Below are 13,297 nucleotides of genomic sequence, written 5' to 3'. Positions count from 1 at the left end.
TTCATAAAGATACAGCTGATTATCTTAAAGGAACCGGAATTGCCTACACTATATTGGACAACATGCTTTACGCTGACTCGATAGGAAAGTTTCTGGGAGAAACGTTTCTGGAAAGCGGTATTTTCTTTCCAGCAGGTGATGGAAAATTACCCTGGGTACCAAGAGCAGAAATGGGGGAAGCGGCCGCAGTAGTTTTAACGACTTCGGGTCATGAGCATAAGACCTACGCGATTACTGCCGATACTGCCTATTCATTTGAAGAAATAGCAGGTATGCTTTCAGCTATTAACGGTAAAAAGGTTACCTATCTTAAACCTGATCTTAATACTTACATCGACGTGATTGTAAAAGCCGGCGTTCCAAAAGAAGTTGCTTCATTCATGGGCGGATTCGGAACAGCCATCGGAAATGGTGAATTTGATACGCACCGAAGTGATCTTGAAAAATTGTTAGGAAGAAGACCAATGGCATTAAAGGAATTCCTGAAAATCACTTATAGTAAATAAGTTCCTGAAAGGCGGTCGCATTTTAAGTAAAGGCTGTTATCATACGTATGTTAACAGCCTTTGCTTTTCAAAGAAACACTTTTCGACAATTAATTGACAGGTTATCCGATACCGAGCCGGTCGCGGAGCGAGTCGCGGTAGGTGCTGCCAATAGGGATCTTTGCACCATTTATAATAAGCTGATGAACTTCGATCATGCTGATATGCCTGATGCCCACCACATATGATTTATGTACCCGGATAAAATCCGCCGCCGGTACAAGGTCAAAAATGTCAGCCATATTTTCACGGATCAGTATATTCCCGTCTTTCAGATGAACGGTAAGATAATTGCCGTTCTTTTCCAGGTATAGTATGTCGCTTATTTTAACCCGGTAGGTCTGCGGCCCGCTTTTGATCCACACCGCAGCGTCTTCATCCATACCGGTGGTATTTTTTAACGACAATGCAGCCACGGCTTTATTGATTGCCATAAGGAAGCGCTCAAAAGTGGCCGGCTTCAGCAAATAGTCCACAGCGTTCAGCTCATAACTTTCCACGGCGTATTTACTATAGGCGGTAGTGAAAATGATCAGGGGCCGGGGAGACAGGGTTTGCAGCAGTTGCATACCGTTGATATCCGGCATATTGATATCGAGGAAGATCAGGTCGATCTTTTCGCGGTTCAGAAACTCGATCGCCTTGAGCGGTTCACGAAAGGTTGCCTTTAGGCTGACTGATCCTATCTTTTGGCAATACCGTTCTATTACCTCCAGCGCTTTTGGTTCGTCGTCAATGGCTATACAGGTCATCATGACAGATCGATTTCAAGGTTAACCATAAATTTACCGGATTCATGCTTAATGCTCAACTGGTGTTTACCGGGATAAGCCAGCTCCAGCCTGCGTTTTACATTTTCCAGGCCGATGCCGCTTATTTCCATCTCCATTTTTTTGATAAAGCTATAATCCGTATTGACACAATCAAAGATCAGCTTTTGTCCGGAAACAACTATGGCAATGTGGATGGTCGCTTTTTGCCCTATGGCAACACCGTGCTTAAAGGCATTTTCCACAAAGGGAATAAACAGCATCGGTGCGATCCTGACGTCAGCGGTTTGCCCGGGGTGATCAAACGTTACTGTTACTTCCTCATCGGCATAACGTAGTTTATTAAGCGTAATGCATTCTTCCAGGTAGGTGATTTCCTTTCCAAGAGGCACCCGTTCCTCATTGCTGTCATACAGCATATAGCGCATCATTCCGGAAAGTTTTAAAATACCATCGGCGAGCTCGTCGTTTTCTTTGGCTTGTGCCATCGAAAACAGGTTGTTGAGTGTATTGAACAGGAAATGCGGGTTGATCTGCGATTTAAGGAACTTGATCTCGGTACTCAACTGGTTGGCCTGTAGCTGGGTTTGCCTGAGCTCGCTTTTTGCCCATTCCTTCAGAAAGAAATAGCCGATAGCTATACCCTCGATTACAAGGAAAGCAAACAATATAACAGGCTGCATGTGCAGCCAGTTACGGACGGTGAAGTTGACGGCATCGGAAGGGGGACGGAAGAAACCAGTGTCAGGATGGGGGGCCCTCATTGCACTGTCTATTCTTGCCCTCATTTGTGGGGGCGGCGGCACCGGGTCTGGGTTCGCCTGATTGAACAAGGGGCCATCGATAAGGTAGTTCGTACCAAATACCAGCGCAAACCATCCGGTGCAGATGGACAGCCGGACGACGCCCCTTTTATACCGGATAACTTTCCTGAACACCCAAAATACATTGCCATAAAAAAGCAGGGCCAGGGAAAGGAGAATAATATACACATAGGTAGAGACGCCGGCCTCGTCACGGTGATCCCTGGCAATATGGGGGCCTGGTCGCCTGGCGTATATCTGGATATGCGAATTGTCCAATGACGTAAGCACATAAAAAACGCCTGCCCAAAATAGCAGGTGGAGCAATATTTCTATCCAAAGTCTTTTTTTGGCTGAATGCATATTGACAAAGATAAAATATCACGGGTACTATCAAAAGGTCAGGTGATTAATGAACCAGAATGATGGCTAAACGAAGCGTTTTTGAGATCCCGGATAACAAAAATCCGGTTTTCAACCCTGACTAACGCTCATTGATACCAAAGTTTTCGGGGAGTGGTGTCCGGGAGATAGTATTGTTTAAAAAATAGCAGGAACCATGAAAAAGCAATTACTATTAGCCGTTGGTTTACTAACGGCATGTATTGGCGCTGAAGCGCAAAAACCCGATACGGCCTGGTTGATGGTGCATTATAAATTTACCCATATAATGGACACCACAAAACGGCCGCTCACCCGCACATTTAACATGGTGCTTTTTGTAGGCAAAAACGCGAGCGCCTATAAAAGTTATGACCAGTTGGTAGCCGATCAACAGTTTAAAAAGGTGTATGCCGAAGCGGTAGCCAGCAGTCCGGACGGGCAGCCGAGGGGAATTAACCGGACGGGTATAGGTTCGCCCACTCAATATTTTCAGTATCCGGGTGAGAATAAATTGTTCACAAAAGATTACGTGATGGTTAACGCCTATCTCATCGAAGCGGCTATGCCCGCAATAAACTGGACAATCAGCAACGACACGGCAACCTTTGGCGGCTTGCACTGCCAGAAAGCCACTGGGCATTTCAAGGGCCGGGATTACATAGTATGGTTTTGCCCTGATCTGCCGGTGCATACCGGACCCTGGAAATTAAACGGCTTGCCCGGCGTCATTGTAGACGCGCGTGATACAAAAAACGAGGTTGTGTTTGCCTTTGACGGGGTAGAGAAGACGGTTCCGTCGCCGCCCAAAGGCCAGCGGATAGGCGGCAATACCGACGAAAAGGATTTGCCGCCGATATTGCAGGGGTTGAATGATGATCACAATCTGATACAGCCACCGGCTCAGGCGATCAAAACCACCCAAAAGGAATTCGATAAACTGCGAGCGGCCATGGAGAAGAATCCTGAAGCTTTTGCACAAGCTATTAATGCGGCCATCGATCGGGGCGACAAACCTAACAGTGATCATGTAATGGTTCGCCGAAGGCCTAATGGGGATAGCGGCCCTGTAATGAATAATCCCATAGAACTGCCCGAAAAATGATGAGCAGGTATATACAGGTGCCGGGCCTGTCCCTTATCGCCTTGTTGCTTTCAATGGCCGGACTGGCGCAAAATATAAGGGGTAGGGTAACGGATAGTACCGGAAAGGCTGTTCCCTTTGCCAGTGTAAACCTGATAAATTCCGACAACAACCGGATTATCGGTTATGCGGTTACGGATGCCGGCGGCGCTTATACGCTGCCGGTCCCTGTCAATATACCTGTAAGCAAATTAGTAATACAAGTAACGAGTATCGGTTACAAAGCCGTGAGCCGGCCAATAGCGGACGTACACCTTGCCTATGACTTTATATTGAGCGTTGCAGCGAACCAGCTGAAGTCTGTCGAGATCAAAAGCAGCCGGCCTGTTTTGCGAACCCATGGCGATACGCTTAGCTACAAGGTAGCTGCTTTTGCCGGTGCCCAGGATCTGGTGATCGGTGATGTGATTAAAAAACTGCCGGGCATAACGGTCAGTTCCGACGGAACCATCTATTATAATAACAAACCGATCTCCAACCTGTATATTGGTGGCGATAACCTGCTGGATGATAAATACAATATCGCTACCAATACTATTCCCCAGGGCGTTGTGGAGCAGGTGCAGGTTATACAAAATGATCAACCTGTAAAAGTGTTACGAAATAAAGTGATGAGCGATGATGTGGCCCTGAACCTGACCATAAAAAAAGGGGCAAAAATGCAAATGATCGGGCAGGAGAGCGTAGGTGCGGGCTTGCCGCGCAATTATGACGTTGACCTGAATACGATGCTATTTAAGGACAATTACAAGGCCATTAATTATTTGAAAGGCAACAACACCGGATCCGACCTGACGCAGGAACTGGTTGCCCATAACGTAAGCAACCACGAACAATTGATCGATAATTATATGCCGGCTGCGTTACTTTCCCTCGGTACGGTAAACAACCCTGCCTTATCGCGCAGCCGGTATTTGTTCAATCAATCCGGGCTTCTCAACCTCAATAACCTCTTCAAATTTCGTCACGACATCCAGATAAGGGTAAACGCCTGGTATTTCCATGACAACCAGCAGCAGGAGTACAGCCAGTTGACGACTATCTTTTTACCCCGCGATACCATCGGGTATTATGAGACCCAACACAACCGTTGCCGCACTGATCTGCTGCATACCCAATTAACGCTCAATTGTAACAGAGACAGGTATTATCTTAATGATGCTTTGGTGATGGATAACAACCGGACTGCATATTATTCCAATCTGAACACGAACAACGCCATGGTGGAGCAGGTACTTCATGATAAGCCGCTGAGCTTCTCCAATGAATTTAACCTGATAAGAACTTTAAAGTCAAACAATATTATCCAGGCCTATTCCAATGTCAGTCATTCGGCCGAACCGGAATACAGGACCATCGGTCCTGATTATAAACCGGCAATCTTTAATAGCAACAACCAATATGGGCAATTGATCCAGCAGGTAAATATCCCAACCTGGTTCACCACTAATTACCTGTCTCTTAAAATACCGTCTAACTTCATCACACAGAGTTTCAAGGCGGGGTTTAGCGTTCAGTCTCAAAAATTAGGCTCGGCCTTTAACGTGGCGCAGGTTGATAACAAGATAGATCCCGTATCCGACAGCTCCATGAATAATTTGAGCTGGACCAGGACGAAAGTATATGCGGAAGCGGACTATGACCTGCCCGGAACTATCCTTCAGGCAAACCTTAGCCTGCCGGTAAACCTGCAGCAGCTCAATTATTCCGATAGCCGGTATACGTTGAACAAACAGTTGACGCGTATATATTGTGACCCGCTTTTAAGGATAAAGTACCAGGTCAGCGCCGAAAATTATTTGTATCTCTCGTATAATTACCGCAATCAGCTGGGGACCATAGAAGATCTTTACCAGGGTTATATTTTGAAAGACTACCTGACGCTTTATGCAAACAGCGCAGAACTGATTGAAAAGCGCAACCAGAAAGCCTCAGCCGGCTTTTGTTACCGCAAATCGCTGATCATGTTGTTCGCCAGCCTGAATGTAAGTTATGACCATCTCGTCGCGGATAAGATTGCATCAGCGATCATTACCAATAGCCTGCAACAACAGGTTATGCTGCCTTATCCCAATGCTACCGGTTCATGGATGGTTAGCGGCACGGCGAGTAAATATTCCTTTACTTTGAAGACCACCTTCAGCGTTGGTTTGCAATGGCAGCGCACCCGGTCGGTGCAATTGCAGAATGATCAGTTATTGCCATTCAATACCATCACTAAAACCGGTTCATTCGGCACTAACATCAAAGCAGGAGAACAGGTGGCCATTGACTATAAAGCCACATTTATTCAAACGGCCAGTCATTCCGCGGTAGCTGTATCAGCCAACCATATCAACCAACTGCAGGAGCAGGTGTCGGTTGAATATAACCCCCTGACCAATGTGCAGTTCAGATTGTCGGGGCAGCATTACTTTACCCGGCAGGCGGGTAACTCCGACCTGAAGTATTTTTTTGCTGACGGCTCATTGAAATTCAAGCCCAATAAATGGAAAGTCAACTTCGAGCTCAGCGCTGTTAATATCCTGCATGTAAAGGCCTACAGGTCGTTTGATCTTTCGGCAAATATGTTTACGGCCAGCTCATATTCGCTTCCCGGCAGGATCGTTCTGCTCAAGGTGATGTTTAAGATCTGAACCGAAAGAGTTGGTAATTATACCTGGTGCTGACCACGTTGATTTGTACGACAGGTTGACGGAATACTAATCGGCATTTTTCTTACCTTCAACCAAATAATTTAATGGCATTTGTTCGGGGCGGACACGGCTTTATTTCCCCACCGGCGCGAAGGCCTGGCCGTTAGCCGTCATTGTAAAACGACATACCGCAAGTAATTAAAATGACAGAATATGAGAAAAGTAATTGCAGCAATCAATATGACACTTGACGGGTTTTGCGACCACACTGCAGTGATTGCAGATGATGAGCTACATCAACATTACAGTAAACTGATAAGTAACGCAGGCGTTCTTTTATATGGAAGGATTACATATCAACTTATGGAATATTGGCGAACTGTGTTAAAAAATCCTACTGGCAATAAACCGATGGATGACTTTGCTGTGATGATAGACAAGATTCCAAAGATTGTTTTTTCCCGCACACTGAAAAGCGTTGACTGGGCAAGTTCAAACCTTTCAGGAAAAGGCATTAAAGAAGAAGTTTTAGAACTCAAACAACAAACGGGTAAAGACATTTTAGTTGGCAGTAGGAGTTTAATTATTCAGCTAGTGGAACTTAATTTGGTTGATGAATTTCAGCTTTGTGTTCACCCTGTCATCGTAGGAAAAGGTCTGCCATTGTTTGACAAAATAACAGACAGGACAATTTTAAAACTTTTTAAGACAAAAACCCTGGGTTCAGGGGCAATCGTGCTTTATTACGAGCCGGCACGACAGTAAACAGCGAACCGCTAACAGGGTACGGTATTCTTCATTACCAGCAATGCTTTTTAACGCCAGCCTAATCCGGGCGCCACATATTTCAAAATAGAAGACAGTACGTGAATGTTGTAGTCAACTCCTAACGTGTTGGGTATTGTTAAAAGGAGCGTATCAGCTTCCTGGATGGCTTCGTCCTGAGCCAATTCCCTGATGAGCTGATCCGGTTCTCCGGCATAGCTTCTTCCGAAAATGGCGCGTTTGTCATTTTCAAGAATACCAATTTTGTCGACTCTGTTGTTTTCCTGCCCAAAGAAATATTTGTCCTGATCGGTTATCAATGCAAAAATAGACCGGCTCACCGAAACCCTTGGCTCACGCTGATGCCCCGCTTTTTTCCATGCTTCTTTGTACAACCTGATCTGTTCTGCCTGCTGTATATGGAACGGTTTGCCGCTTTCGTCGAACTTCAGGGTTGAACTTTGCAGGTGCATTCCGTTTTCGGCTGCCCAGATAGCTGTAGCATTAGAACCGGCTCCCCACCAGATACGTTCGCGCAATCCTTCTGAGTGGGGTTCTAATCGTAACAGGCCTGGTGGATTAGGAAACATGGGATAGGGGTTGGGTTGTGCAAATCCAACACCTTTGAGTGTATCCAAAAATTGCAACGCTTTTTTGCGCCCCATATCTGCGTCTGTTTCTCCTTCAGCCGGTTCATAGCCAAAATAACGCCACCCATCGATTACCTGTTCCGGTGAACCTCTGCTGATCCCCAATTGTAATCGCCCGCGGGAAATCAGATCGGCGGCTCCGGCGTCTTCCACCATGTAGAGGGGATTTTCATACCGCATGTCGATAACACCCGTTCCAATCTCTATATTGCTTGTTTTGGCGCCGATGGCCGAAAGCAAAGGAAACGGAGAGGCTAACTGAGCGGCAAAATGATGCACCCGGAAATACGCGCCATCTAAACCGATCTCCTCGGCAGCAACGGCCAGATCAATGGACTGCAGCAATGTGTCGCTTGCCGTACGGGTTTTATAGCCTGTACGATTGGACCAATGTCCGAATGATAAAAATCCTATTTTCTTCATAAGAGGCTTTCAATTGTAAATAGCCACACAAAAATAGGTATTATATCAAAAAATCCCTGATTCCGGAAGAAACAGGGATAGGAAAGGAAACTTATCATCACCAATCTTACAGATTGGGGAATTGTACACCGAACGAAAATTGTCGGGAAATAATTTAGGCCTCCCAATTATCGGGAGTTTTTTTTGTTTTATGCTTGTCAATACGTAAAGTAATAACCCGTAGCGAAGCCAATAACCTGATAACATAATAAACGGGATCCACTTCATGCCAGCGTTTACCAAAGTTAATAGCAGTAGGACTTTTGTGATGATTATTATGATAGGATTCGCCCAGCATCAGAAAGTCAACCGAAAACAGGTTTTGAGAGGTGTTCTTTAATTTGAAATTGGTATACCCATATTTATGAGCAAACCAGTTGATGATAGCTCCATGAAGCGGCCCCATAATAATTACAACAGGCAATAACAGCAGCCACCAGAGGGATGGGCTTAGCCAAAGAAATATTGCTGTATATCCAAGTATCCAGCATATGCGGGAAAAGGTAGAGTGCGCCCATTTATCAAATGCCGGCCAATCAGGCAGATTACGGGTAAATTGCTCTTCTACTTCAAATTCACCTTTATAGATACTGCTATAGATCTGCTTGGTGCGCACCATCATTTGCAGCATATTGCGTGAATACTCCGGGGAATGAGGGTCTTTTTCGTTATCAGTATAGGCATGGTGCATCCGGTGCATGATACCATAGGCGCGGGGACTCAGGTAAGACGAGCCTTGTGTTAAATAAGTAAAAATATAAAAGGTCCTTTCCCAGAATTTATTCATGGTAAATGCCTGGTGAGCGGCATACCTGTGTTGAAAAAAGGTTTGACAAAAAAGAGAAGAATACCAGATGGCTATAAAAATGATCAGCACCCACATAATTTTACTTTTTGAAATAGAATATGCGGAAAACTAATTTTTTTCGGAAGAGCCACTAAGCTGAAGTGAAACTAAAAAAGTAATACGCGAAATCTATCGGGCCGCAAGTTACAGTAAATAATCAATAGAAAAGTGTACCGAAGTGGTGTATTAACGTCCTAAATCGTGTTTTACAGGTAATTATAAAATTCAGCGCAATTACATACCCGCTGAATCTTATAAGCCTTAACGGGGCCATGAAATAAGCTTTGCGGCCGTTCTCTTACTGCCTATTTGATTAAATTCGTAAAATGATAAACAGAAACTTTTCACCTTTTCCAGTACTAACAACAGGACGGTTAGTACTTCGCCAACTGTTAGAAAGTGATATCGAAGAAATATTTCTTCTTCGGTCCGATCCAGGCATAAATAAATATCTTGATAGACGACCAAGCAAAACGCCTGAAGATGCCTTACATTTTATTACTGCTATAAATGAAAATATAGCCAAAAATGAAAACTTATATTGGGCAATTACAAAAGCTGATAGCCAAAAATTAATTGGAACTATCTGTCTTTTTGATTTTTCAGACGAGCATAACAGCTGTGAAATTGGGTATGAACTTTCGACGGAGTATCAGAGACAAGGTATCATGCAGGAAGCAGCAGGCAGCGTAATTGAATTTGCCTTTCAAACACTTGGAATAACTTCAATCAGCGCTTTTTCTCATAGAGACAACCAAAGCTCAATGAATCTTCTTCAAAAGCTGAACTTTGAAAAAACAAGGGTTCATGATGACACCAATACAGATATGATTTTGTTTAGGCTCTCTTCATAGAGAAGCTAACTTATGCTTTTCCTCAAAAAGATATTCACATTTCGGTCATGGCTGACATGTATTATTATTTATTTAATAAGTGATCTTTGCGGATAAATGAGCTATAAAAATCACTGCGAGACGCCTGGAAAAATAAAAAAGCGGCCAGCAACGGTCATTAGTACAAGCTGGTGATATAGTTTCTGAAAAATTTCTGAATTGTTACTGTATAAGATATCGTTTGCACATAAAATGATTTAGAATTGCTTAACATTACCCTATTGCATCCATATCAACTATACATTAGCTTTGCAGCGTCAAAACATTCAAATGAAGCTACCTGCTAAATTTGTGGTGTAAACGAAAGCTGATTTTTCTCTCTATAACATTGTTTGCCTTCCATAGAAACTATAAATGTTAATATATGAGCAAGACAAACATCCGTACCAAGCAATTAATCAAAGCAGTATTATTTGTAACTGCAATAACCTTCGCTTCATTAGTAAATGCAACACCTGTGCATGATGGTGATAAAATAAAGGCAGATCAAATGGAAGTTCACATAACCGGCGCCACTGAATCGGAAATAGTGGTTGAGGTGAAAGTTTCCAATGAAGAAGCTAAAAGACTTGTATTGGTTATTGAAAACGAACGTGGAGATGAGATGTACAGTAAGGAGATTGACAAAGCCGGTTTCCGTTACAGACTAAGATTTCCTAAAGCTGATAACATCCCCGTGTATACCATTAAATTGAAAGCGAAAGCAAGAGCTTTGGAGCAATATAAGATCGTGACCACGTCGAGAGTTGTAGAAGATGTTACGATCTCTAAAATGTAAGAAATTATTTTTATTTTTTTGTAACTTATAAACAGGCCATCTGCCAATCGGCAGATGGCCTGTTTTATTAGAAGGCGATTCCTATATTTTAGTTGTACGCAACCTGACATGCGCTTCAATATTTCTACTCGAAAAATACTTTACCCCTTTGCCATCTATTAATAGGGACTGAAAAAAATTTCCACCCACAATAGTCCTAAATACTTTTTCAACCTTCTTTATTCTATACGGCATAAAATCGTTAAGCTTCTTTAATAAACTTTTATTAAACATTAATTTTATGAAAATCAGCAAGGCATTATGGTGTTTGGTTCTAACAATTTCAATAAGCGCCTGTCATAAAAAAGATAATTATGACGGTTATACCCGTGGCATAAACTGGCAAAAAATGCTGGGAGGAACAGATTTAGATGGAGCCAATGATGCGAAAAAAACATCCGACGGCGGGCTCATTGTTACGGGGTATTCAAAAAGTGCAGACGGTGATTTAACCGGCAACAAGGGCGGAGAAGATATATTAGTGGCGAAACTCGACGCCTCCGGTAACAAGCAATGGGTTAAAAATTTTGGCGGCTCCTTAGCTGATAATGGCAATGCTGTTGTAACCACCACTGATGGGGGCTATATCATAGCAGGTACTACGCAAAGTTCAGATGGCGACATTCCTTCCAACCAGGGAAATTCAGAGGTCGTGATCCTGAAACTCGATGCTTCGGGAAATAAATCGTGGGTTAAAACATATGGCGGGTCACTGCTGGATGAAACCACTTCTATTATCACCACTATTGATGGGGGTTATTTGGTGCTGGCACGCACTACCAGTACGGATGGAATTGCAACCGGCAATCATGGCGGCAGTGATATCATGCTCATTAAGCTCGATGCATCGGGCGATGAGCAATGGGTTAAACTGTTGGGCGGCTCATTAAACGATTTGCCTGGCCAGATAGTATTAAATGCAGATGGCGGATTTATGCTTTGCGGGTCCAGTGCCAGCAAAGACGGCGACATCAGCAGTAATAAGGGCGGTTTTGATTATTTATTAATGAAACTGGATGCTTCTGGCAACAAAGTATGGGATAAAACTTTCGGTGGCTCAGGTTCAGAATATGCCCGTGGTTTGATAACTGAGTACGGCGGATACGTGCTCACCGGAAGTACTGACAGTAATGATGGCGACGTTAGCTTCAATCATGGTGGTGCTTCTGATATTTGGGTAGTTTATGCGGGTGCCTCGGGAATAAAACAATGGGAGAAAACTTTTGGGGGATCACAGGAAGATTACTCCTATTGCATCACCCCTGGCACTGAAGGCAGAATCATTGTTGCGGGTTACTCAAACAGCAAAGAAGGTGAAACCAGCAACAACAAAGGGAGCTATGATCTGTTATTCCTGAACTTAACTATTAACGGCTCCCTGGCGCCCAGCTCATTTGGCGGCTCAATGAGCGATCGATCCTCCGCCATTATTCCAGTTGGTAACCGCACATATGTGGTGGCCGGCTACTCAAGCAGTACAGATGGTGATTTTAGCGGCAATCATGGTAATGGAAACGACGACGCATTTTTAATGAAGCTGAGCTTGTAGATCAAGGGCAAACGAAGGTGTCTCAAAAGTACATTCAGTTGCGTTTGTTCCGATTATCGGGTTACGCTTTTGCATCAATACTAAACGGGCCCGACCCAAAGTAAGTGATCATCAAAGCTGCCCCCAGCATGGAGATATTTTTCAGGAACATCGCCATTTGCATTTGTCTTATCATTGGATCCGTTATAGTCCAAAAATTATGCATCATAAGTGTTACCGGTACCAGAAACAGCACAATCAGCCATGCACCTAACCTTGCTCTATATCCCAATATAATGCTTAATGCTCCTAAAGTAGCAATAATGCCGGAAGCAGGAACAAGCACCGACGCAAACGGAACGTTTTGAGAAGCGGCATACCCTATGGTTTTGCCTGAGAAATGATTGATGGCAGTCATTAGAAAAATTAAAGAAAAGAGGATCCTGCCTGTTAATGGTATGTATTTCATGATTAACTCAATTATTATACCTCGCCTTTTAATGAGGAGACATCTCTACATTATGTAAAAGCGATTACTTATCATCATCGTCATCATCTTCTTCAAGATATCTATGTGCCAGATCATCAGGGTCTTCCTGCAGATTCTCATTCAGGCTGCCCGGCTTTGGTTTTGGAGGCCGGTGTATCAGATCATCGAGGTCTTCTTCTCCGGCTTCCTTAGGTAATTTCTCCGGCTGTGAATGCGCCAGGTCGTCGGCATCTTTTTCTGTTCTTGCTTCTGGCAGGGGTTTTTGCCCGGTAGGTTTATTTTTTTTAGTAGCAAGTTGTTTTTTCATAGTTAACATTTTTAAACATTGGATGGATTTTCTTAATGATCAAAAAAATATGCCAGGAAAAGGCGATCTGGAAAAGGGGTTTGGGCGAGCTGGCGAACGCCTGTTGACCTGTACCGGCGCAACCTGCAAAGGTTATACATAGAAAGGATGACGTTTTATTTAGGGATAGAGAAGGCAGGCGCTGAAGCGCGCATTTTGTACGAGATCTATACCGGGAAACAAATAAGCGCATCGCAAATTGTATCCATCCTGAATATGG

Annotated in this window: 12 protein-coding genes and 1 pseudogene; 7 read left to right on the top strand and 6 right to left on the bottom strand. The window is 43.8% G+C overall.

Annotation, left to right across the window (positions count from 1 at the left end; all coding sequences use genetic code 11):
- A pseudogene (locus tag ACJ751_RS24285) lies at nt 1-506 on the top strand (SDR family NAD(P)-dependent oxidoreductase); the annotation flags it as partial.
- A 101-nt stretch (nt 507-607) separates the two neighbouring features.
- Here ACJ751_RS24285 and ACJ751_RS24280 read toward each other — a convergent pair.
- Both ACJ751_RS24280 and ACJ751_RS24275 read right to left on the bottom strand, forming a co-directional pair.
- Nucleotides 608-1,300, bottom strand: coding sequence for a LytR/AlgR family response regulator transcription factor (locus tag ACJ751_RS24280; protein ID WP_407748126.1), 693 nt, complete (start codon nt 1,298-1,300; stop codon nt 608-610).
- Nucleotides 1,297-2,481 (bottom strand): sensor histidine kinase, encoded by a 1,185-nt coding sequence (locus ACJ751_RS24275; RefSeq protein ID WP_407748125.1) that lies wholly within the window; start codon nt 2,479-2,481, stop codon nt 1,297-1,299. The genes ACJ751_RS24280 and ACJ751_RS24275 overlap by 4 nt, the downstream gene beginning before the upstream one ends.
- Before the next feature lie 196 nt (nt 2,482-2,677).
- On the opposite strand from ACJ751_RS24275, the gene ACJ751_RS24270 reads away from it, so the two are divergent.
- From ACJ751_RS24270 to ACJ751_RS24260, 3 genes are all read left to right on the top strand, one after another.
- Complete coding sequence (locus tag ACJ751_RS24270; RefSeq protein ID WP_407748124.1) at nt 2,678-3,604, top strand: GLPGLI family protein; 927 nt, start codon at nt 2,678-2,680, stop codon at nt 3,602-3,604.
- Nucleotides 3,604-6,279, top strand: a complete 2,676-nt coding sequence (locus ACJ751_RS24265; RefSeq protein ID WP_407748123.1) for a carboxypeptidase-like regulatory domain-containing protein — start codon at nt 3,604-3,606, stop codon at nt 6,277-6,279. The genes ACJ751_RS24270 and ACJ751_RS24265 overlap by 1 nt, the downstream gene beginning before the upstream one ends.
- Before the next feature lie 213 nt (nt 6,280-6,492).
- Nucleotides 6,493-7,044 (top strand): dihydrofolate reductase family protein, encoded by a 552-nt coding sequence (locus ACJ751_RS24260; protein WP_407748122.1) that lies wholly within the window; start codon nt 6,493-6,495, stop codon nt 7,042-7,044.
- Between the two features lie 50 nt (nt 7,045-7,094).
- Here the strand turns inward: ACJ751_RS24260 and ACJ751_RS24255 are convergent, their stop codons facing one another.
- On the bottom strand, nt 7,095-8,117 hold the full coding sequence (locus tag ACJ751_RS24255) for an LLM class flavin-dependent oxidoreductase (RefSeq protein WP_407748121.1): 1,023 nt from the start codon (nt 8,115-8,117) through the stop codon (nt 7,095-7,097).
- Nucleotides 8,118-8,271: 154 nt separating this feature from the next.
- Entirely contained in the window at nt 8,272-9,039 is a 768-nt protein-coding gene (locus ACJ751_RS24250; RefSeq protein ID WP_407748120.1) for an acyl-CoA desaturase, read from the bottom strand.
- Between the two features lie 290 nt (nt 9,040-9,329).
- Between ACJ751_RS24250 and ACJ751_RS24245 the strand changes: the two genes are divergently transcribed.
- The 3 genes from ACJ751_RS24245 to ACJ751_RS24235 all read left to right on the top strand — a co-directional run bounded on the left by ACJ751_RS24245 (nt 9,330) and on the right by ACJ751_RS24235 (nt 12,262).
- Complete coding sequence (locus ACJ751_RS24245; RefSeq protein ID WP_407748119.1) at nt 9,330-9,857, top strand: GNAT family N-acetyltransferase; 528 nt, start codon at nt 9,330-9,332, stop codon at nt 9,855-9,857.
- Nucleotides 9,858-10,260: 403 nt separating this feature from the next.
- Nucleotides 10,261-10,674: a hypothetical protein gene (locus ACJ751_RS24240; RefSeq protein ID WP_407748118.1), complete on the top strand. Its 414-nt coding sequence runs from the start codon at nt 10,261-10,263 to the stop codon at nt 10,672-10,674.
- A gap of 280 nt (nt 10,675-10,954) precedes the next feature.
- Complete coding sequence (locus ACJ751_RS24235) at nt 10,955-12,262, top strand: hypothetical protein (protein ID WP_407748117.1); 1,308 nt, start codon at nt 10,955-10,957, stop codon at nt 12,260-12,262.
- 61 nt (nt 12,263-12,323) lie between these two features.
- On the opposite strand, the gene ACJ751_RS24230 is transcribed toward ACJ751_RS24235, so the two are convergent.
- Nucleotides 12,324-12,710, bottom strand: a complete 387-nt coding sequence (locus ACJ751_RS24230; RefSeq protein ID WP_407748116.1) for a DoxX family protein — start codon at nt 12,708-12,710, stop codon at nt 12,324-12,326.
- 64 nt (nt 12,711-12,774) lie between these two features.
- Complete coding sequence (locus ACJ751_RS24225) at nt 12,775-13,038, bottom strand: hypothetical protein (protein ID WP_407748115.1); 264 nt, start codon at nt 13,036-13,038, stop codon at nt 12,775-12,777.
- Between the last annotated feature and the right edge of the window lie 259 nt (nt 13,039-13,297).

It is taken from the genome of Niastella sp. (assembly GCF_045805085.1).
Lineage (GTDB): Bacteria > Bacteroidota > Bacteroidia > Chitinophagales > Chitinophagaceae > Niastella.
This window is presented reverse-complemented; position numbering and strand designations above follow the sequence as displayed.

Excerpts from the sequence above, each read along its gene's own strand:
- ACJ751_RS24255 (WP_407748121.1), bottom strand. The coding sequence starts at position 8,117 with ATGAAGAAAATAGGATTTTTATCATTCGGACATTGGTCCAATCGTACA.
- ACJ751_RS24280 (WP_407748126.1), bottom strand. The coding sequence starts at position 1,300 with ATGATGACCTGTATAGCCATTGACGACGAACCAAAAGCGCTGGAGGTA.
- ACJ751_RS24275 (WP_407748125.1), bottom strand. The coding sequence starts at position 2,481 with ATGCATTCAGCCAAAAAAAGACTTTGGATAGAAATATTGCTCCACCTG.
- ACJ751_RS24240 (WP_407748118.1), top strand. The coding sequence starts at position 10,261 with ATGAGCAAGACAAACATCCGTACCAAGCAATTAATCAAAGCAGTATTA.
- ACJ751_RS24260 (WP_407748122.1), top strand. The coding sequence starts at position 6,493 with ATGAGAAAAGTAATTGCAGCAATCAATATGACACTTGACGGGTTTTGC.
- ACJ751_RS24250 (WP_407748120.1), bottom strand. The coding sequence starts at position 9,039 with ATGTGGGTGCTGATCATTTTTATAGCCATCTGGTATTCTTCTCTTTTT.
- ACJ751_RS24225 (WP_407748115.1), bottom strand. The coding sequence starts at position 13,038 with ATGAAAAAACAACTTGCTACTAAAAAAAATAAACCTACCGGGCAAAAA.
- ACJ751_RS24245 (WP_407748119.1), top strand. The coding sequence starts at position 9,330 with ATGATAAACAGAAACTTTTCACCTTTTCCAGTACTAACAACAGGACGG.
- ACJ751_RS24265 (WP_407748123.1), top strand. The coding sequence starts at position 3,604 with ATGAGCAGGTATATACAGGTGCCGGGCCTGTCCCTTATCGCCTTGTTG.
- ACJ751_RS24270 (WP_407748124.1), top strand. The coding sequence starts at position 2,678 with ATGAAAAAGCAATTACTATTAGCCGTTGGTTTACTAACGGCATGTATT.
- ACJ751_RS24230 (WP_407748116.1), bottom strand. The coding sequence starts at position 12,710 with ATGAAATACATACCATTAACAGGCAGGATCCTCTTTTCTTTAATTTTT.
- ACJ751_RS24235 (WP_407748117.1), top strand. The coding sequence starts at position 10,955 with ATGAAAATCAGCAAGGCATTATGGTGTTTGGTTCTAACAATTTCAATA.